The sequence below is a fragment of the Polyangiaceae bacterium genome (genome assembly GCA_016715885.1).
GTDB lineage: Bacteria > Myxococcota_A > Polyangia > Polyangiales > Polyangiaceae > Polyangium.
Genome location: JADJXL010000001.1, coordinates 687,501 through 709,244 on the forward strand (window position 1 = coordinate 687,501; position 21,744 = coordinate 709,244).

Here is a 21,744-nt window from a genome sequence, read left to right on the forward strand (position 1 = left end):
ACGTTCGCCACAACAAGGCAACCTTCCAGCGCATCTTCGTCGGCTATTACGACACGCAAGCAGCCTCGCCGTCCGGCTCTCTCGCGGCCATCCCCAATGCCGTGTTCACCACGGACTTCGTGCAGGACACGCTGGCAGCCCTCGTCCCCGAAGGCACGCTCACCATCATGCGTCCCGACGCCGAGGTGGATCGCGTCATTGCTCTCGTGGCCCATGCGCTTCGTGCGCAGGGCTCGCGCGCGCCTGGGGCGCATATGTTCGGCTGCTCGCGGGAAAAATTGTCGACGGTCCTCGTCAAGCGCACTCCATTGCAATCGGACGAACTTTCGACATTGCGAACCCATTGCCGGCGGCACAGGTTTGCCGAAATCCTTTCGCCCGATGCTGTCAAGGACGAAGCGCGCCGAGCGCTCATGTCGGGCCTGAATCCGGCCGGATTGCCGATTGGACAAACCTCCGATTTACGTCCCCCGACCGAAGACCGTCCATTCTGGTTTCACGCGGTGCCACAGGGCCGCGTCGTCGCCACGTTGCGCGATGTTCGGGGCATGGTCGAACGTCACCGCACGCTCCTCGTGCTTGCGGCTGGTGCGGCGATGGCTGCCATCGTGGGCCTCTTGGCCCTCTTCGTATCGCTCGCGTTGCCGTCGCGGTTTTGGGGTTATCAGTCGCGCATTCCCGTGACGCGAAGCTCGATGACGCTCGGCTTGATTGCAGCATCGATCGTTCTCTTTGGTCACGCATTCGTGGGCCGCATGACTCCGATTGTCGGTCGCCCGGATGCCGCAGTTCTTTTGTTTCCGCTCGCGTTTCTCTTGGCGATCGGCCTGGGTGCCGGTTTTGCTCGAAGATTCGACGAGGACGATCTTCGTGCGGGGCTTCAAAGGTGGTTGCTCGCGACCACTTTCTTCTTCGCGCCGCTCATGATGGGGCTCGATGCCATTCTTTCCGTCGTCGTGGATCTGCCGCTCTTGGCGCGCATCGGCATTCCGACCCTGATCATCGCCCTCGTCGGAGCTGGTCTGGGCGCAGGTCTCGGGCTTGCCGTTCGTACCGCATCGACCTGGGGCGTGCGCGCGAGTGCAAATGCCATCGCGCAGGCGGGCGTCATGGCAGCCATCGCGATGCTGCTCGGAACGCTCTTGTCGATGACCTGGGGTTACGCGGCGACGCTCTTGGCCGGTGCGGCGGCGATGGTGGCGGCAATCATGTTTGCGGCATCGGCTCGCGTCGACGTTCCGCACGCTCCCGCTGTGTTCGAACCGTTATCGGCGGGCGATACGGCGTCCGATGACGAGCCGGTTACGTCCGACGACCATGAATCTTCGTCTCGGGCGGCATCCGTTTGATTCGTGCGATTCCGTCGGCCGCCGAATAAATGATTTTGGTGTCGCGGCCTGCTGGTAGTACGAGCGCCCTGCGGAGTCATGTGTCATATGAATTACGAGCGCTCTCGGTGGCTCGGGGGGGACGCCGATGTGCTCGCGAGCGGGGGTTACGGATGCCGTGACCCCCGCTCGTTTTTTTTTCGCTTCTAACCAATAAATCACTTGCGCGAAGTTTTCTTGGCCGACCGACCTGGACGCTGCTAGCAAATGCCTCGGCACCTTTCATGCAGCAATCGAATTCAATTCCTAGGGACGGTCGTACCAATCTTCGGCGCTCGCTTGTGGAATTGCTTCCCGTTGCGGATGCACTTGGTGCGGCGGATTTGCGCGAGGCTGCTGAAGCGTGCCTCGTGCTCCTCGATGCGCCGTTTCGCGTGGAGCAGAAAACCCTCGCGCCGCTATTGAAATTGACGCATGAACGCGCCGCGGCGGTATTTCGCCAAGGAGCCCGGGATGCTCGAGGGCCTATGCGAGCGCGTTTGGAAGCGTGTCGCGTGCGTGCCGAAGCTCAGGTCGAACAGATGAATCGCCTGCTGCCCACCCTGTTTTCCTGAATTTTCATTTATCCGTCATTGACGTAAATAAGTATTGCGTGGCCCGTCCTATTGATGACGGCGGTTCGATGTTTGTTTGGTAACGTTAATCAGTGGCGAGTTGATTCCGAGTGAGCGAGTGGGGGGCGGTGAGGGCTCGGCGACGATCGAGTTCACGTGGGCGTTGCGCGGCTCGTGCACAATCTCGTACGATCGATGTTGTGAACTTCGCGGAGGGCGCCGTTTGTCGTCGTGAGCACGTCGCAGGTGATGGGCGCTTCGTCACGGCAAACTCGTCCTTTGGTTACCTTGCTCGGGAGCAAACACGATGAAGACGCTGGCTCGGCAATCCGCTCGATCTCGAACCATGAAGAAGGACCGTCCTGCACTCGCGCTCGTGAGTGAACCGAAGAAGGCGCCGCTTGCTTTGCGTCGACGGACGTTTGTCCTATCGCTCTTGGGCGGCGTATCCGCGGTCATGGCCGCGTGTGATGGTCCCAAGGGGGGCGTGTTGGGAAGCTCGAGCAGCAGCAGTAGCAGCAGTAGTGGGGGCGAAATCATGTGCACTGCGGGCAAGGTATGCATTCCTGAAATTCTGCCTGGCGAGGACGTTTTTGCGTACGTGGAGCGCAGAAAGGGCACGTTCCATCACGAGTTCTACAAGGCCGTCATTGGTGCCGCGAACGAATACAAGGAAGGCGACGACGCGCTCGGGATTTCCGCGGACAACCAAACGACGCGAGACAATGCGCGAACGCTCCTCGCCAATACGAAGATCGGCGCGCTCGCGGACAAACCCATGGTGAGCGACGAAGTCTACAAGCTCGTCATGGGTGCCACTGACGCCGCGGTTCTCGATGCGAATCGCGAGATGACGATGGCGGCGCTCAAGGACTTTTTGCTCACGAAGCCCGAAGCGGACATCAAGGCGCTGATGGTGGGTTTGCCGAGCGACATCATTGGCATGATCGTCAAGCTCATGACGAACGACGAGCTCATCAAGATTGGACAAACGGTATTCAATCCGTTGCCTGGGACGAACATTGGCGCCAAGGGTTACATGGGCGCGCGTATCCAGCCCAATTCTCCCACGGACCATCCCGAAGACATCCTTTGGCAGGTTTTCAATGGCTGGGCGTTTGCCGTGGGCGATGTGGTGCTCGGGAACAACCCTGTTTCGAGCCTCGTGTCGAGCGTGCATCAGATTGAATTGACGCTGAAGGACGTGCTCGAAACGTTTGGTGTTCAGGACATTCTACCGCATTGCTGTTTGGCGCATATCGACGTGCAGGCCGAGGTTGAAAAGCAATTCCCCGGCTCGACCGCGCTGTGGTTCCAGAGCTTGGGCAGCACCGATCCTTCCAATGCGACGTTCGATGTGACGGCGGAAAAGATGCTGGCGCACGCTGCGACGCGCACGGGCAAGTACGGTTTGTACTTCGAGACGGGGCAGGGAGCGGACGCGACGAACGGGCATGGTGACGGGTTCGACATGGTCGTCCACGAAGCGCGCAAGTACGGGTTTGCCCGAGCGCTACACAAGGCTGTCGGCGAAGCTCAGGCCAAGGCGGGCAATCCCGTCGCGCCGTGGGTGCATTTGAACGACGTGGCAGGCTTCATCGGCCCCGAGATTTTCCGCGACAAGGAACAGCTCGTCCGCTGCTGCTTGGAGGACATCGCCATGGGCAAACTGCACGGTTTGCCCATTGGTCTCGACATCTGCTCGACGCTGCACATGAGCGTTTCGCTCGACGATTTGGATTGGTGCATCGAGCAAATCATGCCGGCGAATCCGGCGTATCTCATGGCTTTGCCCACGAAGAACGATCCGATGCTTTCGTACCTCACGACGGCGTTCCAGGATCACGTCCGCATTCGGGAAAACTTCGGCTACAAAGTCGAAGACAAGATGTGGCAGTTTTTCCAGACGCTCGGTGTGATCGATGCAATGGGAAAGCCCACGCAATACTTCGGCAACGTCAAGTATGTGTACGCCAAGTATTTGAAGGCAAAAGGCGACATGCGCACCGTCGACGAGATCATGGCGGATGCGGCGACGCAGCAGATCCTCGATGACATCAAAAAGCGAGGCGTCTTCATTGCCGAGGGGCACGGCGCGAATCCATGGGACCTCAATCCCACGATGGATGCGTACATCCGTTTCCTCTATGAAGATGGCAAGAAGAGTATTTTTGCCGAATTGCCTTCGGAGTTCGTCAATACGGTGGCCAATGCCGTGACGGTATGGACCGGGTCGAAGGATCGCGAGGACTACATCCTGCATCCGCCGACGGGTGAAAAGATCAAGGACGACGCCGTCATGGCGCTCGAAACGCTGCGTGACAAGCAGGCTGGCGCATACAATGTGCAGATCATGATTTCGGATGGTTTGAACGCGTATGCGATCACCGATCAGGATCATCTTGCGCCGTACTTGTCGGACGTTCGCACGAAGCTCGAAGCGGCTGGTTACAAGGTTGCTCCGGAGCATATCGTGTGCACGTCGGGGCGCGTGCGTGCGGGATATCATGCCGGCGAGATTCTTTTTGGGCAGATCGCGGACAAACAGAGCAAGCGCGCGATTTTGCACATCATTGGCGAAAGGCCGGGGTCCGAGCACCATTCGTATTCGGTGTACATTTCGGCGCCGAAGGTTTCGGTTTGGTCGGTGCCGGGCACGGTCGACCACGACATCACGAAGGTCGTGGCGGGTATTGCCGATACGGCGCTCTTGCCGACGACGGCGGCGGATCAAACGCTCCAAATTCTCGGCGAGCTGTTTGCTCTTCCGTGATGGATTGGGTTTCGCTCCTCACCCCCAGCCCGGGCTAGGGGGTGAGGCGCTTCACTGCGGCAGCGCAATGGCACGCAGCTCCGTTCCTCCCGCGTACGAATAGCTCACGTACGAATCGAATCCGCCCACCGTCACGAGAATCGGCGCCGTAGCGACGAGGCTATGGACGCCGTCGTTTTGCAGGCCGGGGTAGACGACGGGTGGATTGGCCAAGGCATCGATGAAGGGGAAGCTGAGCTGGCAGCGATAGACGAAATGCGTTGGCGGCTCTCCGCTGCGTTCTTCGGGCGTGAGGCCGTCGGCGGGGGCTGATTCGCAGATGTGGGGCCCGATGAGCTCGCCGTCGAGCAGAACGCCGGCACCGGCGGGTGCGACGATGGAGATGTAATCGAATGCGTATTTGTCCGGCGTGAGAAATACGTAATCGGGGCGGGCTTGTTCGAGCGGTGGGACGATGAGCAAGCTGGGGTCGCCGCCGGGAATGCCGCGTTTCACGCCGACGGCATCCTGGCTGGCCATGACTTGGGCCACGATGATCGGTTCGGTGCTATCCACCATGAAATCGCGATAGGCCGTGACTTGGCGAAAATCGCCCAGCCATTTCAATTCGATGAGGTTGTCCGGGGCGGGCAATGTGGTCTTGATTTTGGCGCCGTGTTTCGATGCCGCGACGAATCTCACGTAATCGGGTTCCGGGATTTCCGCCGTCAGCGCGCCGGCCGCGGTCACCATTTTCGTGCGGCTCGGATTGTGCGCAATGGCAAACGTCTTGCCGGCGGTTCGAATGGGGTCGAGCTGGTCTTCGAGGTGATCGGCGCAGCATCGGCGCTGGGACAAACTCGGGAAATGCGGCGCGTCCGACGCTTCGCCGCCCGTGAAAACGGCAATCGGCGCGTCGGCTTCGATGAGCGATCCGGTAAAGTCTGCATTGAAGTCCGCCGTTTCGAGGTTCAGGACATCGAATGCGCTTAGTTTTGCTTCGATGACGCCATTGACGGGCGTTTCCGGAATGGGACCACCGCCCACGACGCGAGCTTTCGTTCGCACGCGGACCGTGGTGGATGGCGCGGTCCCGACGATGGTCAAGAACGATCGAAGGTTGATCGGGTAATTCGAGCTGAAATTGGTGTCGGGATCATCGGTGATGGCAATGGTTTGAGGCCAACCGACGACGACATACGACGTGATGAGGCTCCCTTCGTTGCCGAATGACAAGGCTTCTCGTGGCTTGAGCAGGGATGCGTCATTCGAGAAAACCGCGACGTTTTCGAGCGGATTGAATTGGTATGCAACGACGGGGAAGTCGGCGCGAATGCGGAATGCGTGGCGTGTCAGGGCCGTATGCGTGCCGGTGTTGAATTGGCCTTCGGGGCTACCATCGACTTCACGCGGGCCCAATTTGAAAACGGCAAGGTTGAGCGGGGCGATGACGGCGGTTGCGATGTCATAAGGCGCGGGGGCACTCCCCGGCGCGCCATCGTCTTGCGCGATGCGAATGGAGACGGGCACGTCCGGGTGCGGATTGGAAATGACGACCGCGAATTGTTGCCCCGCCGCATTGCTCGTAGGGTCGATCATCGCATTGTCGAGGTCGACGGCCCAATATTCGCAACCGACGTTGCTTTTTTCGATGATGGCGCGCCCGCAAAGATCCGTGCAGAATCCCGCGCGACACGCAATGCCATTGGTCGCGTCGCACGTGTCGACGTACGTCGTCACCATGCCGCTTTCGTCGCAACTCACGACGTCCTGTCCGTCGCACGACGTCGTATTGGGAATGCACTTCTTGCATTCGAAAATGGTGGGCACGCAAAGCAGCCCGGCGGCGGCGCAATCGTCAGAGACCGTCCATGCAAGGGCGCCCGAGCCTTGATCCGTGCAGACTTCGATGCCCGTTTGCGTGCAGCGCTTTTGACCCAGCTCGCACAAAGGCGGAGGAGGCGCCTTGGGATCGACCTCTTCCCACCGTGTGGATTTGTCGAAGCAGCTCGCGACCGCCACGATGAAGAATGCGGTCACGGTACGTCGCGCAAGACGACGGCGGCCTTGGTGCTTGCGTTGGGTGGTCATAGGAACGAATTGAAGTAGTCGAGCGAGTAGGCCGTCATGCCCGCAGGGCGGATGTCACGATATTTGAGTTTTCCGTACGAAAAACCGTCGACGCGAGCTCCATGAACGCCAATGGTGACAGGGCCGGAGGGCAAACCCCCATCCGGGAAGGGAAAGACCGACAAATCCGGCACTTCGATGGAGTTGGCACCTTTCGGTACGACGATGGTCCATTCAATCAGCCCATCGCCGCTGCCGACTTCATACACCGACAAGTCGATGGCCGATCCACCACTGCCGTACTTGACGGCCAAATGGCGCCCGTCCCAACCGCTACCTGCTGCGGGGGTTTCGAGCAGCGGAATGCCGACGAATCCTTCGAGTATGGGATTGACCGAGGTGCTCGTCGTCAGCACGCGACCCACGACGGACATGGGCGCCGAACCTTGCAAACCCGTGACCGCGCGTGCCGTGGAATAATAGGCGGATCCGGCGAGCGACCCGTCGAGTGCAGGCAAACCGACGAATGAAATGGGCTGCGAAAGCGGCAAAAGGGGTGACTTTTGACCCGCGGGGAAAATCGCGAACCCGTCATTGCCGAGCATGACGGACACCGTGGCGCGCACGCGATCGGGGCCTTTCGGACCGGGTGAAGGCGGCGTGATGTCCATCGTGAGGGCTTGGTCGAGCGTGCGGTCCATCGTGATGTACACGTCGTCCGTCACGAGCCCGGGCAGGACACTGACGCCTTTGACGGTGCCCATGGCATAGGCCGTGAATTTGCGCGCCGCCGGATTGGTCGTCTCGATCCCAGCCAAAGCGTACAGGGCACGATTTCCCGCATAACTCGTCAATTGAAATTCATAACCGATGTCTCCGGGCGAATCCGGTAAAACCGCAGATGTCGCCGCTGGTAGCTGGAAATTCATCGCCGGATCGGACATGGCGTGGAACACGTAGGCGGCTTCCCGTTCGCCTGGGCCAGGTGCAGGTATGTTGAGCCAAGCTGCCTTCTTGAATTCACTTCCACCCTGCCAAACCAATTCTCCGCGAATGGCGCTCGGTGTGGACGGTTTGCCCCCGACCGGTGGAGGATCCCCATCCGCGATGCACAGCGGGCTGAGCACGGGATCGAGGTACACGGTGACCGTATCGACCGGGACGTCGACGAACGTGATGGGGCTGTGGCACCGGCCCGCAATCGTCACGGTGCGTGGCGAATTGAGCGACGGGTCCGAAAAGACGGCAACGCCGGTCGCATTGGCTTGCGAAACGAGTCCCGTAGCCATGTCGGTTCCCACGATGACGTAGGCACCGACGACGGGATCCCCCGTGAAGTTATTGAAAACGAGCACCTTGAGATTGCCAGCCAAAGGCGCGCCCGAAAGACCTCCTTTGAAGCCATCGGTGCTGTCTTCGTAGGTGTATCCATCGAGCACGACGATGGTTTGTCCGTCGCCGGGATCGACGGACAGAGGTTTGGCGCCAGGTGTGCCTTTGGGCACCGTACACGTGAGTGATGTTGGCGAATTGACGGTGAGCGTCGAGCAGGGTTTGCCGCCGATCTTGGCAATGCTAGCGCCCGTGAAATTCGTCCCTTGCCCATTGATTTCGATGACCGTACCGCCTGCAACGGGACCGCTCGAAGGGTTCGCCAAAATGGCATCGTACGCATATCCACCTGCAAGCGTGCGCCTCGTCGAATCATCGTCGCCTTTTTGCACCGCGAGCGTGACGGGTCCGGCGTCTCCCGGGGGAACGGTGATTTGAAGTCGAGTCGGATCGATCGGCACCATGGTGGTGCTGTCCGCTTCGACCGCGCCAAACCATACGCGCGTTTTCGACGTAAAGCCGTTGCCGCGAATGAGAACTCGTTGACCCCCGGTGAACGGACCGTGCGCCGGGTCTGCGCCGATGACGGCATACGGATCGGTGGCGCCTACGTCGGGCGTCGCGTCGATCGGGAAGGACCCACCATCGAAATTGATCAAGTCTTCGTCGTCTTGATCGGTTTGTCGCCGGACGCCTTCCGGGGCGCTCGCGATGCACGCACCAAGAACGAATAGCAGCGGCGCGGCGGTCGGAACGGCGATTTTCAAGAAGTGAAGATAGGTCGATTGCACGTGTCGAGTGTACGCGCGCAGCGGCCATCATGCGACCCCCAAGCAAGGAGCACGCAGGGCGATTTGGAGCGCTTCAGCCGCTCTTGGAACCGGTGAGACGTGCCTGCTTTTCCGCGAGTGCTCTCACGTCCGCGAGCTCGTTTTCGGGAAACGGTTCCGAAAAATGTACGGCGACGGCATAGGGCCACACGTCGGACACATCGAAGCTGCGTCGTTCGTCGCGTACGACACGTCCTTTGACGTCACGCGATTTGTTCGGATCACCCGTGAGGTACAGGTGCAGCGTGATGTCGTCGCCGATGTTCACGCGCGCCCGCGTCAACATGAGCACGCCGGTGACGCTGAGGTCACGGATCAAGGCGGTGCGTCTGATGCCGTTTCCTACATCGACTTCCGCTGGGAAAAACGCCTGGTGTCGCAACGCGACGCGCCGTTCCGATGCGGAAGGAGGAGGAAGGTCCGAGGCCGTCGCGCGAACTTCATGTTCTTGGTCGCTCATGAGCAACACCCTGGCAGGCGCACTCGGAAAGCAGCGCGCACGGCGACATCATCCCGCGCGATCGGGCGTTCTGACAAGAGCTCCGCAAACGATGCAGTGTCGATGCTCGCGACAACGTCACTGCGAAGCAGGGTTTTTCTTGTTTCCGTCGTCGACCAACCGAGCCACCGTTTCGAGAAGAGTGTTGAGGTCGAATGGTTTCTTGAGAAAGGCGCTGCATCCGAGGTCTTGCACCTGCCGTCGCACTTCGGCGGCGCTCATCATGACCACGGGGATCTTGGGAAGCGATTCTTCTTCACGCATCATGCGCAGCATTTCCGGCCCGTCGACCACCGGCATCATGCAGTCGAGTAGCACCAGATCCACCTGCGTATCGCGCAGACGCATGAGTCCCTCGCGACCATTCGAAGCGGTGACGACTTGGTATCCCTCCGCCGTGAGTAGGTCACCAAGGACGTCCACGATGTCGAACTCGTCATCGACGATCAGAATCGTTCTCACGGTTTGTCCCCGCGGAGTCGACCGCGCAATGGCCGGTCGACGGACAAACCCTTGTTCGATATGTGAATGCGTCGCGGCGCCATATCGTGCGGTCCCGCCTGCACCTTGAGCGTCTCGATGGTTCGACGAACGTGCCGACCACTCGAGGCTTCGTCGAGCACGAGCAGGTTGTTCACCGACGTGCTCGCAACCGTCTCCAGTCCGGTCGGTGCAGCCCACGAAGCTTCCGTCATGACGGTCGTCGCACCGAGTGCTGCGAGTCGCGTGACGAGCGCCGTGTAAAACCGCAGGAGACGTTCGGGATACGCCAGCATTGCTTGAAAGCCGTCAATTCCATCGATGACGACACGTTTTATCCCGCCCTGCTCGATTTTGTCGAGCAGCCGCCACGCTATCGCGTCGATCGAAATCTCCTTGGCTGGGAACCACAAGACATCGAGCATTCCTCGTGCCATCGGTTCGGCCAGACGCAGCCCCACTGCTTCAGCTTGTTGGATCACTTGCTCGGGCATCTCGCGCAGTCCCGCATAGATCGCCCGTTCCCCTTGTTCGAGGCCACGTGCGAGAAAGCTCGAGCCCAAAAGTGTTTTTCCGGTCCCCGTGGGTCCAACGATGCCTGTCGTCGAGCCTTCGAGGACTCCGCCTCCAAGCATTGCATCCAGTCCCGGAATGCCAAATTCCAAGCGGCGCCTGTGCGCAACCGTGACTGTCGGTCTTATCGGCAGCGACTCGATGCGTGGATAGACGTGCATGCCTCGAGTGTCGATGTCGATTGCGTGCACACCGAGGGCGTAGTCGGTGCCGCGCATTTTTTCGACCACCATTTCGCGCATCACTCGAGCTCCGCACGCCCGTTTGTCGATCCTGACGATGCCATCGACGGTGGCGTTTTCAGGTTGGGAACTGCTCGATCGAAGCATGGGCGACACGAGCAGTATCGTGCACGTGGTCAAACTTGCGGACGTACTCAGGCGCAAGAGGAACCGTTTGAAGGCGGTGGTGGTCGGGGCAAACTCTTTGGCCGTGCTCAGCCCGTCGATGACCAAGAGCGACGCGCCTTGTTCACGAATCGTGCGCGTGAGCAGGTCGAGGAGGCCGTCGAGGCCGGTTTGTTCGAGCACGCTGTAGCCGCTCATGTAGATGATTCGCCGCGAAACGAGCTGCGGATCGAAGAACGCGAAGCTTGCCAGGTGCGAAAGCATGCGCGCATGCGACTCGGCGAGCAGCGTGACGTACGCGGCCGTGTGTCCGGCCGATGCGTGATGAAAGGCCACTTGATTGGCGAAGATGGTTTTTCCACTGCCGGGCCTGCCGAGCAGGAGCTGAACGCTTCCTGCCAAGAAGCCTCCGCCGAGGATCGTGTCGACGCCGCGAATGCCAGTGGCAACTCGCTCGATGCTGGGTTGAGGTGGTCCGCCGTCGTGCATGGTTTATGAGGTGCATGTTTCGATGCCGCATGGCCTGGACGCATCGCACCTTGGGATGCACGTGAAAAAAGCGGCGCGCTCCGTTGACAAGGTGCACTTCGCAAGGCAGGATGCGCGCCCCCGTTTGCCCGGTACTGGGCAAGCGGAATCCACACGCTCCCCCGACATGCGCCCACGACGTTGGGACTTCGGGACCGGTGCTCTTCATGAAGCCAGCGCTTCAAGAAGGGTTGTTCCGAAGATGGGGAGCGGAGGCAACAACCGAAAGGATTGCGTGTCATGACTGATATCTCCATGTCCAACGCCGCCGCATCCGGTGCCTTCGTGCCGCCGGCTGCTGGTGAGTTCCCGCTCCCGCTTCGCTCGCTGCTCGATGCAGGCGTGCACTTCGGTCACCAGACCAAGCGCTGGAATCCGAAAATGCGCCAGTACATCTACGGCGCTCGCAACGGCATCCACATCGTCGACCTCGACCAAACCGTGCGTCTCTTCAAGAAAGCGTACGACTTCGTCGTCGATGCCGTCTCTCGTGGTGGCCACATCCTGTTTGTCGGGACGAAGCGCCAAGCGCAGGACATCGTCCAGGAAGAGGCTCGTCGCTCCGGCATGTATTTCGTGACGAACCGCTGGCTCGGTGGAACGCTCACGAACTTCCGCACGATCAAGCAGGGCCTCGACCGCCTCCGCACGCTCGAGCGCATGAAGGAAGACGGGACGTACGAACAGCTCCTGAAGAAGGAAGTGTCGCGTCTCGAGAAAGAGCGTGAGCGCCTCGAGAAGTACCTTGGCGGCTTGAAGGGCATGGCAGCCGTGCCCGCCGCGATCTTCGTGATCGACCCGCATCAGGAAGCGATCGGCGTCAACGAAGCACGCAAGCTCGGCGTCCAGGTCATCGGCATCACGGACACGAACTGCGATCCGGATCAGATCGACTTCGTGATTCCCGGCAACGATGACGCCATCCGTTCGATCCGCCTCATCACCGCGCGCATTGCCGACGCGGCGATCGAGGGGATGCAGCGACGCAAGGATACCGAGCGCGAGCAGGAGCGTCCGAGTGCTGGCGCGCCTCAAGGCGGCGGTGGCGGCGGACGTCGCGATGAAATCAACGTTTACCAGGGTGGTCGTCGTGGCGGTGGTCGTCGCGGCGGCGGTGGTGGCGGAAGCAGCGATCAGCCGCAGTGACCCATCCGAGCCGGCCACGACGTAACACCCCAAGGCCGGCTCGATTGATTCCCGTACATCGAGGGCAGTTCTGCACGTAAAACTCGGCAGGAGTTGCCCTCTCGTCTTGGTTTTTCTACGTAGAACAGCAAATCACATTCTGGAGGAATAGAGCCATGTCCGGCATCAACGCGCAGGCAATCAAGGAACTCCGCGAGCGAACGCAAGCGGGCATGAGCGATTGCAAGTCCGCCCTGGTGGAAGCCGAGGGCGACATGGAAAAGGCGGTCGAGATCATCCTGAAGAAGGGTCTCGCCAAGAGCGCCAAGCGCGCGGGCGCCGTCGCCACCGAGGGCGAAGTTCGCGCAATCGTGTCGTCGGACTTGCGCTCTGCAACGATCGTCGAAGTCAACATCCAGACCGACTTCGCTGCGCGCAACGATCAGTTCCGCGAGTTCGTCGGCGAGGTGCTCGCGGTGGCCAAGAACGCTCCCGTCGGCAGCGACATCGGAACGCTTGCTCTTCGCGGCAAGACCGTGAACGACATTGCCACCGAGCTCACCGCGAAAATCGGCGAGAAGGTTGCGGTTCGTCGCTGGGATCGCCTCGAAGTACCGGAAGGCTCGGCCGGCGCGGCTCATGCCTACGTGCACCTTGGCGGCAAGATCGGCGTCGTTCTCGTCGTCAAGACCGACAGCGAAGCCACCAAGAACCACGACGAAGTCATCAAGTTCATCGACGACACGGCGATGCAGATCGCCGCGATGAACCCGCTCGCGCTCGTCCGCGACGACATCAGCGACGAGCTCAAGGTCAAGCAGAAGGAAATCTTCGAAGGTCAACTCCGCGAAGATCCGAAGCCGAAGCCGGAGAGCGCCTGGCCCAAGATCATCGAGGGCAAGTACAACAAGTGGTTCTCCGAGGTGGCGCTTCTGGAGCAAGAGTCGGTCGTTGTTCCTGGACAAACGATCGACAAGCTCCGCCAAGCAGCCGAAAAGGCTTCTGGCGGCAAAGTCGAGATCCTCCGCTTCGTTCGTTACGAGCGCGGCGAAGGCGTCGTGAAGCCCCAGGGCCCCGACTTCGCTTCCGAAGTTGCCAAGATGGCCGGTGGTTGAACCGCACGCGGGGCGCGTGACCGTTCTCTTCTAGAATCGTTCCGTGCCCCGTCGCCTCGCCGCAATATCCGTCGACCTCGACGGCATCTCTCACTACCACGACATTCACGGCCTCGAGCCGCTCGCCGAAGACGCGCCAGCACGGCATGCCGTTTACGACATCGCGCTTCGTCGCATCGACGACTTCTGTCGCGCGCACGGGATGGCCTCGACGCTGTTCGCGATCGGCTCGGACTTGCAGCGCACGGCGAACGGCGAAGCGCTTCGTGGTCTCTCCGATCGCGGGCATGCCGTGGAAAATCATTCCTTTTCGCATCGATACGACCTGTCGCGTTTGTCGAAAGATGCCATTCGAGGCGACATCGACGCGGCTCAGGCTGCCATCACCCATGCGACAGGACGCCGCCCGTTCGGGTTTCGCGCACCCGGATACACCGTGAACGACACCGTGCTCGATGTGCTCGAAAGTTTGTCTTTTCGGTACGATTCATCCGTTTTTCCTTGCCCACTTTATTACGGCGCCAAAGCAATCGTGATGGGCGCCATGCGTCTCGTGGGTCGTACGAGCGCATCGGTGCTCGACACACCGAGGGTCGTCGTTGCGCCGTCGCGTCCGTATCGCCCGGGCAAACCGTGGTTCGTCGCGGGTGAACGATCCCTCGTCGAGCTGCCCATTCAAGTCACGCCGCGGCTAAGGCTTCCGCTGATAGGCACGTTCATCGCGCTTGCGGGCCCTACCGCGTCGCGTGTGCTTGCGCGTGCGTGTGCGGACGAGCCGCTCGTGAACATCGAGCTGCACGGCATCGACTTTCTCGACGCATCCGACGGCATCGAGCATCTCGTGCCGTATCAATCCGAATTGCGAGTGCCGCTCGCGCGGCGTCTCGATGCGCTGTCAGCCGTGGTCGATGAGCTGCGGCGCAAGGGAGCGAGCTTCGTGCGGCTCGACGAAGCTGCTCTCGAGCTTGCCTGATGCCCGCTAGCTCGTCGGGTGATACCGCACGGCGTTTGTCTCGGGCGTGCCTTGCTTCAGGCCATTGACGCGCGAGATGCGTTCCGGCGCGACACCCGATGCAGCGATGAACTCGCGCGCGACTTGGTTGTCTCCGTACGCAAGCTCGTCCGGCGGTCCAGATGCGACGACCTGCCCTTGAATGACGAGGAACGCTTGGTGCGCGATGCGGAACGTGCTCGCCATGTCGTGCGAGATCACGACGCTCGTCACGCCAAACCTGTCTCGCGTCTCTTCGATGAGATCGTCGACCATGCGGCTCGTTTGCGGATCGAGGCCGCTCGTGGGTTCGTCGTAGATGAGGATCTTCGGTTCGAGCATGAGCGCTCGTGCGAGGCCCACGCGTTTGCGCTGACCGCCCGAAAGCTCGCTCGGCATGCGCTGCTCTTTGTTTTCGAGGCCGAGCATGTTGAGCATCTTGACGACTTTGTCGCGGATATCGGCCTCCGACATCTGCTTGCGATGCTCGCGCAAAGGGAAGGCGACGTTGTCGAGGATGTTGAGCGAATCGAGGAGCGCGGCGTACTGAAAGACCATGCCGAACTTTTGGCGCACGCGATTCATGTCGCGTTCGCCGAGCGGCCCGATGTCTTCACCGTCGACCCAGATGTGCCCCGACGTGGGTTTTTCCAGGCCAATGAGCAACCTCAAGAGCGTCGTTTTGCCCGCACCCGAACCACCGATGATCACGGCGGTTTCCTTGCGTCGCAGGTGCATCGTGATGCCCTTCAAGACGCTCGTCGTTCCGAACGACTTTTTCACGTCGTCGACGAAGACGTGATCCTCGGGCGGAATTTGCGGCACTTTCGAGCTCGCGGCACCCTGCATTGGTCGCTCGAACGTAGCACGCACGCGAGCAGAAAACGGGCGGCGTGGAGTGCGGTTTCGTGCATGACACCTGCTGTCCAATGCCGAGGTGGATCGACGCTTGACGCGCGGGGCTGGGGAGCGGAAATGTGCCGTCATGACTGAAGACATGTTCCGCTCGCTGCTCGACGACATCGGCGCCAAACGAGACGACGAAGGCATTATCAAGTTGCCCGAAGGGCAGCTCATGACGCTCTACGCTGCACACGACGGCGTGTCGCTCACCGTTGCCAAGGTCGAGTCGCTCCGCATCAACAACGGAGTCGTTCGAGCGTGGTCGTCCAAGGGCGAATCGTATTTCATCGCGCGCGAGGACCTGTTTGCGATGAGCGTCGATGGCGGCAAGCAAATTCAAGCTGGCCGCAAGGCGGGTTTTCTGGGCTGATTGCGGACGGTTTGTCGGAGCGATCGGGGTTCAGAATGTTCCGATCGCTCCGAACGCGGGAATCGACTGGCCACGGAAATCCATGGCGACCGTGGGCCCGAGGCCAAGGAGCTGGAAGTCGCTCGCTGCGGTTCGTGCCGCTGGCGCTTCGAGCTGCTCGCGGTGCGGTGTCGTGGCCAGATCGATGATGCCCAGCGTAAGTGGCGCGATGAACGACAGCGTGATGGGAACGAGGTAGGTCGGATCGTTCCAATCGACAAACGCTCCTGCGGCAAACGATCCTCCACGAAGTGCCGTGTAGAGAATGGCCTTGCCGTAGTCGCCCACGACAAACCGCGGAATGCTCGGTGTGATCGTGAGGAACGTGCCCATGGCATAAAGCGCGGGTTTCGACGGACCCGAGCACATCACTCCGGACCACTCGTTGCACATGGATGACGTCATCGCGGAGACCGTGTAGGCCGTTCCGGAGAGCATCGTGCCGAGGCCGAAGACGATGCTCGACGCAATCAGGGCATTTCGTCGTGCCGGGTCGGGTGCCCAACGAGGCTTCATCGCTTGCGTTGGGTTTTTCAGGGGCGGGTACATGAAGCGCGGCGGAGGCGGCGGCATGTACACCGGCGGTGGTGGCGGAGCCGGGGGCAAGTGCGCTAGAGGGCAGGGGCCGTGAGGCGCATTCGAACGAGCGTTGGGATCAACATCGACGCGGCTGCATCCGTAGCCGTGAACGGTTCCTGCGCTCGTCGTGGCGTGCACATCGACGCCCGCTTCGGGCGTACGCGTGACGGAAACGGTACCGTCGGGGTTTGGTGTGATGTTTGGCGGTAAGGGCGTATCCGGCGGTGCAGGTTCGAACCACGGCGGTGGCTCTTGCGCGGACGCTCCACCTGCAACCAGGAGAAACGCGAGCGTCGTCACGGAGAAACACGTCGACTTGCTCATGGTTCACGAGTGTAAAGCAATTTCTTGGCCAGGCGTTTACCGCATGCCGTTTGGATGCAATCGAGCGGAGATTGACGCAGGATCCGCCATGCGTTGCGGGGTTCGGTACGACCCGGCGTGGACTGGCGTTCACGGCGGTACTGACCACGCGAGCACGAATGTGGGGAGCGAATACTTTGGACCTGGTGGTACATTGCGTCGAACGATGGAGCCCGAGCGGCGAGCGGCGTCAGTGATGGTCGGTGCGTTCGTGTTCCATACGCGCCGTGTGCGAGCCTCCGTAGGCGCGGCATGCGAGCACTTTTTCGGTGGGCTCGGTCCAGATGGCGCGCGCTAAGCATTCATCTGTACTTCCGCCGGATCCCAACCGTGAACGTGCGGTCGATCTGGCGCTGAGCCTTGCCGAAGAGCTCTTTGGTGTCGGTTCGAGCGGCACGACGCCGGCATGGGTGCGTGACCGAGTGCGCCGTTATCTCGAGTTCACGGCGAAAAAGGATGCCGTATCGATCACTGACGTTGCAAGTCGACTGCTCCAGGATCGACGCGTGGTCGAAGAAATCGTGGGCTCGTTGCGCGTCGGCGAAACGCGCTTCTACCGCGACCCTTCACAGTGGAAAGCGCTGGAAGAAAACCTCGACAAGCTCTTCCCACCCGACGTTCAGCTCTCCGTGCTCTCGGCTGGATGCAGTAGCGGAGAAGAGGCGTACACGATCGGTATGCTCCTCACGGCGGCACGCAGGCGCTTCAAGGTGCTCGGTGTCGATCGTTCAGCCTCGGCGATCGCCGTTGCTCGTGATGCGACCTATCCACGCGATGCCGCCGAAGACATCCCTGCAGCGTGGGTCGAGCGTTACTGCGACGAGCATCAGGGGCGCCTGCGCATCGGCATGCTCGTGCGCAACTCCGTCGAATTCGAAGTGTGCGACTTGGTCAAGCGCGTCCCGAAGGGGCCTTTCCACCTCATTTTCTTCAAGAACGTACTTCTCTATCTCGCCGAGCCTGCGGGTGAGCAGGTGGCCACGCGACTTGCGAACGAGCTCGAGGAAGGTGGCATCTTGATTGCTGCCGCGAGCGAGGTATTGCGACTACGCAGCATGGGGCTCGTGTCCCATCGGATGGCGCACGGCGTGACTGCACTTCGTCGTGCGCGCAAGCACGGTTCACCACAGCGGCAATGACGACCGAAATGGGGGCTCTCGAGGCGCTTCGACGCGACTACATCGCAGGTCGCGCCGAGCTCGAACAGTTGGTCCCAGCACCTGGGCGCTCCGTCGTGCTCGAAGAGGCGGGACTTTCACTTGGCCGAAGGCACGCTCGTCTGGGCGATCGGCTATTGCAGTCGCTGTTCGAATACGGCGCACGTGAAGCGCAGGCCGGGCGCCTTTGCCTCCCGGGAGGGGCAACTCCTACGAACCTTCGCGATGCATTCGATGCCGTCGCGCTCGGTGGAGTGGGTGGGTATGGGCGCGGTGCGTTGGCGCTTGGCAGCGACCTCGACGTGCGTCTCGTCGCGCGTGATGCGAGTGCTGCGACGGTGGTTGCCGAAGCGCTCTTTTATCCGCTCTGGGACATGGGCGTGCCCGTGGGGCATTTGGTCGGCACGGTCGAAGATCTCGTCCACAGTGCTCGTACCGATCTGAAGGCGGCGACGAGCTTGCTCGACTATCGCCACATCGCCGGCAATCGTTTGCTTTCCAATGAATTGGAACAACGTTCGCGCGCTGGACTGTTCGCGCACAGCGAGATTCCGCGCCTGTTTTCCCGCATCGAAGATGAAGTACGCGAGCGACACGCACGGTTTGGTGGCTCGGTGTACTTGCTCGAGCCCGACGTGAAAAACGGGGCAGGAGGCTTGCGTGATTTCGACATCGCGTGCTGGGCGGGCAAAGCTCGATTCGGTGCCATCGAGCTCGACGATCTCGTGCGGGTGGGAGCGCTGCTTCCGCGTGAAGCGGCTGAAATGGCGTCAGCGCGCGAGCTTTTGTGGCGCATTCGCAACCTGCTTCACGCGCACGCGGGACGTCGAAGTGATCGATTGACGTTCGACGAGCAAGAAACGATCGCCACGCTGCTTGGTCACGGCGAGGGCAACGAGGCTGTCGAAAAGCTGATGAGCGCGTACTACCGAAGCGCGCGGACCATCTCCAGCGCACGCGAGACGATGCTCTTGCGTGCATTGCCCGTCCTTGGTCGCAAGAAACCTCGTGAAGAGGACTTGGGCGGTGGCGTCCGCATGTTCGACGGATGCATCACGATGAGTGAACGCGAGCTGCTCGTGCGTGATCCCGTGGTCGCACTGCGCATGGTTGTTGCGGCCGTGGATCGGCACGCACCGATTTTGCCGTGGGCCCGCAACGAGATCGCGCGAGCTGCAGCCGACCCGGTGTTTTCCGAAGCATTGCGACGAAGCCCCGAAGCTGCGCGACTCTTCTGTGCGCTCGTATCGAGCTGCGAAGAAACGCGCCTCAAGAAGGGAAGTCCCGTCGCCGAGCTTCACGACCTCGGGCTGCTTTTGGCGATGATTCCCGAATTTTTGCCCGTCGTCGGGCGCGTGCATCACGACGTCTACCACGTGTACACCGTCGACGTTCACTCGGTGGCCGCGGTAGATCGACTTGCAGCGCTCGTTCGCGGTGAGTTGACGGCGGAGCATCCGCTCGCGTGTTGTTTGGCAGCCGAAACGACGCGCAAACCGATGCTGTTTTTCGCGACGCTCCTGCACGACGTCGGCAAGGCCATCGGAGGCAAGGATCACAGTCAACGTGGTGCCGACATGGCCGACGACATCCTTCGTCGTCTAGGGTTTGGCGCGGACGATGTCGCGGCAGCCTGTCATCTCATCCGACAGCACCTCGTCATGTACCAACTCGCCACGCGCCGCGACCTCGACGATCCGGGCACGATTGCAGATTTTCTGCGCGTCGTGGAAGATCGCGAAACGCTCACCGAGCTGTATCTGCTCACCGTTGCAGACCTCTCGACGACGAGTCCTACGTCGATGACGTCGTGGAAAGCGAGCATGCTCGAGGAGCTTTATCATGCGGCGTCTCGTGCGCTTGGAGGCAATCCCGGAGACGAGCAACGTTTGGCGCGAGCATCAGCGGCGGCGCTCGAAGCCGCGCTTGCGCTACCGGCAGCATCGGGTGACGAGCGTGAAGCCAGGCGTGAGTTTGTCCCGGGCTACCTCGCGTCGATGCCGGACAGGTACGTGCTGTCGAATGCTCCTGCTGCGATTGCTGCGCACGCCGAGCTCGCGCGAAAGCATCGAGACCGCTCGGCGAGCGTGGCCCTCGTTCCGTCGCGCCATCCGCAAGCGGCCGAGCTCTGCATCATTGCCGCGGACAAACCTGGCCTCTTGGCGTCCATCACAGCGGCGATCACCGCATCGCGCCTCCAAGTGCATGCGGCGCAGATCAATTCTCGCGTGCTGCCCGATGGCTCGGTCCAAGCTGTCGATCTGTTCTGGGTTCGCGATCGAACGGAAGGTGTCGATGGAGTTGCGCGAGGTCTTGCGTCACTCGTGAGAGATCTCGACGCCGTGCTTTCAGGTCGTATCGAACCTCAGGAGTTGGCGGATAGACGTCTACGCGCTTGGAGGACCGATCGGGCGACGCCGCTGGTTCGAACGCAGATTGGTATCGACGATCGCGCTTCACCGAGGCACACGGTCATCGAAGTGATGACGCGAGACAGGCCGGGACTGCTTTACGCCATCTCCGACGCTTTGTATCGCCTTGGTCTCGTGATTGCGGTTGCGAAAATCAACACCGAGGGGACGCGCGTCGCCGACGTCTTCTATGTTAGCGAAGCGAATGGCGAGAAGGTCGCTCCAGGAAAACGCACGACCGAAGTGCGTGAACGCGTTGCGTCCGTGCTCGAGGCGCTCGAGCAAGAAAGGCAGTGAGTGAACATGTTCAAGATGTCGCTTCGAGCGCTGAATCGCTGGACGTTTGCGTGTGCAATGGCCGTCGCGTGCGCTTCGTGTGCAGGTTCGTCGCAGCAGCAGCGCGATCCGGATCTCGTTGCGGATCCGCCGCTCGGCGACGAATCCGACATCGAAAACGGTGCGGCAAAAACCGACTACCAGCGAGCGATTGCGTACATCGACAAAGAGCATTGGGCCGAAGCCAAAGTGCTGCTCGCGCGCGTCATCGGCTCGACGCCAGAAAACGCAGAAGCTCACGCGTACATGGGGCTCGTTTTGGAGAAAGAGAACGATCTCGCGGGCGCTGAAAAGTCGTACCTGGCCGCGCTCGAACGCAAACCTGGGCTAGCTGCAGCCGCACAAAACCTCGCGGCCATCTACCTCACGGCGCAACCTCCGCGGGTCGATGACGCGATCAAGCACCTGGAGAAGGCCGTGGCGCTCGTACCCGACGATGTTGGGCTCTTGCAAAACCTCGGGTACGCGCGTGCGGCAAAGGGAGATGTCGCCGGTAGCGCGAAGGCGTTTCAATCAGCCATCGCGAAGGCCGATTCGGTCGACCTGCGGCTCGCGCTTGCCAACGTCTACGCCGATGCGAAGCAGGTCGAAAAGGCTGTCCCGCACGCGAAAAAGATCCTCGAGATGGCCAAGGACGACCCGAAGATATTCGTCAACGTGGGCTTCATTCTCGAGTATGGCGGGGCGTTTGCCGAATGCGTGACGGCGTTCGACCGCGCCATCAAGTTGAAGAAAGACGAACCCGATTGGTTCGTGCGCCGCGGAAGGTGCAAGGACGAGCTCGGCAACGAAGATGCTGCGCTCGAGGACTTTCAGGCGGCCATCAAGCTAAAGCCCGACTTCGCCGCAGGATACTTCTACAGTGGGGTGGTTCAGCGCCGGCAACAGAAGCTGCAGAGTGCGGAATTTTCGCTGCAAAAAGCCGTCGAGTACGGCAAGGACACGCCCATCGGAAAGCTCGCAGCCAAGAAGCTGCGCGAGCTACAACGCGGGCAATGATCT

The 21,744-nt window shown here is 61.0% G+C and carries 17 protein-coding genes (1 of these 17 cut by a window edge); 10 read left to right on the forward strand and 7 right to left on the reverse strand.

Annotation, left to right across the window (positions count from 1 at the left end; all coding sequences use genetic code 11):
* The 3 genes from IPM54_02890 to eutB all read left to right on the forward strand — a co-directional run.
* On the forward strand, nucleotides 1-1,349 hold the 3' portion of the coding sequence (locus tag IPM54_02890; GenBank protein ID MBK9258763.1) for a hypothetical protein. 448 nt of this gene lie to the left of the window's left edge; only the last 1,349 of its 1,797 coding nucleotides appear in the window; its start codon lies beyond the left edge, outside the window; the stop codon is at nucleotides 1,347-1,349.
* Nucleotides 1,350-1,669: 320 nt separating this feature from the next.
* Nucleotides 1,670-1,942 carry a hypothetical protein gene (locus IPM54_02895; GenBank protein ID MBK9258764.1) on the forward strand — a complete coding sequence of 91 codons (273 nt, stop codon included), beginning with the start codon at nucleotides 1,670-1,672 and terminating at the stop codon, nucleotides 1,940-1,942.
* A 538-nt stretch (nucleotides 1,943-2,480) separates the two neighbouring features.
* The gene (eutB, locus tag IPM54_02900) at nucleotides 2,481-4,715 is read left to right on the forward strand and encodes an ethanolamine ammonia-lyase subunit EutB (GenBank protein MBK9258765.1); all 2,235 of its coding nucleotides are present in this window, start codon (nucleotides 2,481-2,483) and stop codon (nucleotides 4,713-4,715) included.
* A gap of 51 nt (nucleotides 4,716-4,766) precedes the next feature.
* Here eutB and IPM54_02905 read toward each other — a convergent pair whose 3' ends face one another.
* The 5 genes from IPM54_02905 to IPM54_02925 all read right to left on the reverse strand — a co-directional run bounded on the left by IPM54_02905 (nucleotide 4,767) and on the right by IPM54_02925 (nucleotide 11,314).
* Complete coding sequence (locus tag IPM54_02905; protein MBK9258766.1) at nucleotides 4,767-6,785, reverse strand: IgGFc-binding protein; 2,019 nt, start codon at nucleotides 6,783-6,785, stop codon at nucleotides 4,767-4,769.
* Nucleotides 6,782-8,887, reverse strand: a complete 2,106-nt coding sequence (locus IPM54_02910) for an IPT/TIG domain-containing protein (GenBank protein ID MBK9258767.1) — start codon at nucleotides 8,885-8,887, stop codon at nucleotides 6,782-6,784. The genes IPM54_02905 and IPM54_02910 overlap by 4 nt, the downstream gene beginning before the upstream one ends.
* A 73-nt stretch (nucleotides 8,888-8,960) precedes the next feature.
* The gene (locus IPM54_02915; protein ID MBK9258768.1) at nucleotides 8,961-9,386 is read right to left on the reverse strand and encodes a PilZ domain-containing protein; all 426 of its coding nucleotides are present in this window, start codon (nucleotides 9,384-9,386) and stop codon (nucleotides 8,961-8,963) included.
* Nucleotides 9,387-9,503: 117 nt separating this feature from the next.
* On the reverse strand, nucleotides 9,504-9,887 hold the full coding sequence (locus IPM54_02920) for a response regulator (GenBank protein MBK9258769.1): 384 nt from the start codon (nucleotides 9,885-9,887) through the stop codon (nucleotides 9,504-9,506).
* Nucleotides 9,884-11,314: an AAA family ATPase gene (locus IPM54_02925; GenBank protein MBK9258770.1), complete on the reverse strand. Its 1,431-nt coding sequence runs from the start codon at nucleotides 11,312-11,314 to the stop codon at nucleotides 9,884-9,886. Before IPM54_02925 ends, IPM54_02920 begins: the two co-directional genes overlap by 4 nt.
* A 279-nt stretch (nucleotides 11,315-11,593) precedes the next feature.
* On the opposite strand from IPM54_02925, the gene rpsB reads away from it, so the two are divergent.
* The 3 genes from rpsB (at nucleotide 11,594) to IPM54_02940 (ending at nucleotide 14,566) form a co-directional block, all read left to right on the forward strand.
* Nucleotides 11,594-12,499, forward strand: coding sequence for a 30S ribosomal protein S2 (gene rpsB, locus IPM54_02930; protein MBK9258771.1), 906 nt, complete (start codon nucleotides 11,594-11,596; stop codon nucleotides 12,497-12,499).
* 155 nt (nucleotides 12,500-12,654) lie between these two features.
* Nucleotides 12,655-13,593: a translation elongation factor Ts gene (gene tsf / locus IPM54_02935; protein ID MBK9258772.1), complete on the forward strand. Its 939-nt coding sequence runs from the start codon at nucleotides 12,655-12,657 to the stop codon at nucleotides 13,591-13,593.
* A gap of 43 nt (nucleotides 13,594-13,636) precedes the next feature.
* Nucleotides 13,637-14,566, forward strand: coding sequence for a polysaccharide deacetylase family protein (locus IPM54_02940; protein MBK9258773.1), 930 nt, complete (start codon nucleotides 13,637-13,639; stop codon nucleotides 14,564-14,566).
* 6 nt (nucleotides 14,567-14,572) lie between these two features.
* On the opposite strand, the gene IPM54_02945 is transcribed toward IPM54_02940, so the two are convergent.
* Nucleotides 14,573-15,433, reverse strand: a complete 861-nt coding sequence (locus IPM54_02945; GenBank protein ID MBK9258774.1) for an ATP-binding cassette domain-containing protein — start codon at nucleotides 15,431-15,433, stop codon at nucleotides 14,573-14,575.
* A 136-nt stretch (nucleotides 15,434-15,569) separates the two neighbouring features.
* On the opposite strand from IPM54_02945, the gene IPM54_02950 reads away from it, so the two are divergent.
* Entirely contained in the window at nucleotides 15,570-15,857 is a 288-nt protein-coding gene (locus IPM54_02950; GenBank protein MBK9258775.1) for a hypothetical protein, read from the forward strand.
* A gap of 30 nt (nucleotides 15,858-15,887) precedes the next feature.
* Here IPM54_02950 and IPM54_02955 read toward each other — a convergent pair whose 3' ends face one another.
* Nucleotides 15,888-16,799 carry a hypothetical protein gene (locus IPM54_02955; GenBank protein MBK9258776.1) on the reverse strand — a complete coding sequence of 304 codons (912 nt, stop codon included), beginning with the start codon at nucleotides 16,797-16,799 and terminating at the stop codon, nucleotides 15,888-15,890.
* Nucleotides 16,800-17,122: 323 nt separating this feature from the next.
* Here IPM54_02955 and IPM54_02960 point away from each other — a divergent pair, with 323 nt between their 5' ends.
* Genes IPM54_02960 through IPM54_02970 form a run of 3 tightly spaced genes read left to right on the forward strand, consistent with a single transcriptional unit; the run spans nucleotide 17,123 to nucleotide 21,741 of the window.
* Nucleotides 17,123-17,977 carry a chemotaxis protein gene (locus tag IPM54_02960; GenBank protein ID MBK9258777.1) on the forward strand — a complete coding sequence of 285 codons (855 nt, stop codon included), beginning with the start codon at nucleotides 17,123-17,125 and terminating at the stop codon, nucleotides 17,975-17,977.
* The gene (gene glnD, locus IPM54_02965; GenBank protein MBK9258778.1) at nucleotides 17,974-20,703 is read left to right on the forward strand and encodes a [protein-PII] uridylyltransferase; all 2,730 of its coding nucleotides are present in this window, start codon (nucleotides 17,974-17,976) and stop codon (nucleotides 20,701-20,703) included. The genes IPM54_02960 and glnD overlap by 4 nt, the downstream gene beginning before the upstream one ends.
* Before the next feature lie 6 nt (nucleotides 20,704-20,709).
* Nucleotides 20,710-21,741, forward strand: coding sequence for a tetratricopeptide repeat protein (locus tag IPM54_02970; GenBank protein MBK9258779.1), 1,032 nt, complete (start codon nucleotides 20,710-20,712; stop codon nucleotides 21,739-21,741).
* Nucleotides 21,742-21,744: the final 3 nt, after the last annotated feature.

Coding starts and splice junctions, on each gene's coding strand:
- IPM54_02905 (MBK9258766.1), bottom strand. CDS start 6,785: ATGACCACCCAACGCAAGCACCAAGGCCGCCGTCGTCTTGCGCGACGT.
- IPM54_02915 (MBK9258768.1), bottom strand. CDS start 9,386: ATGAGCGACCAAGAACATGAAGTTCGCGCGACGGCCTCGGACCTTCCT.
- IPM54_02960 (MBK9258777.1), top strand. CDS start 17,123: ATGGCGCGCGCTAAGCATTCATCTGTACTTCCGCCGGATCCCAACCGT.
- IPM54_02950 (MBK9258775.1), top strand. CDS start 15,570: ATGACTGAAGACATGTTCCGCTCGCTGCTCGACGACATCGGCGCCAAA.
- IPM54_02955 (MBK9258776.1), bottom strand. CDS start 16,799: ATGAGCAAGTCGACGTGTTTCTCCGTGACGACGCTCGCGTTTCTCCTG.
- IPM54_02925 (MBK9258770.1), bottom strand. CDS start 11,314: ATGCACGACGGCGGACCACCTCAACCCAGCATCGAGCGAGTTGCCACT.
- tsf (MBK9258772.1), top strand. CDS start 12,655: ATGTCCGGCATCAACGCGCAGGCAATCAAGGAACTCCGCGAGCGAACG.
- glnD (MBK9258778.1), top strand. CDS start 17,974: ATGACGACCGAAATGGGGGCTCTCGAGGCGCTTCGACGCGACTACATC.
- IPM54_02970 (MBK9258779.1), top strand. CDS start 20,710: ATGTTCAAGATGTCGCTTCGAGCGCTGAATCGCTGGACGTTTGCGTGT.
- eutB (MBK9258765.1), top strand. CDS start 2,481: ATGTGCACTGCGGGCAAGGTATGCATTCCTGAAATTCTGCCTGGCGAG.
- rpsB (MBK9258771.1), top strand. CDS start 11,594: ATGACTGATATCTCCATGTCCAACGCCGCCGCATCCGGTGCCTTCGTG.
- IPM54_02945 (MBK9258774.1), bottom strand. CDS start 15,433: ATGCAGGGTGCCGCGAGCTCGAAAGTGCCGCAAATTCCGCCCGAGGAT.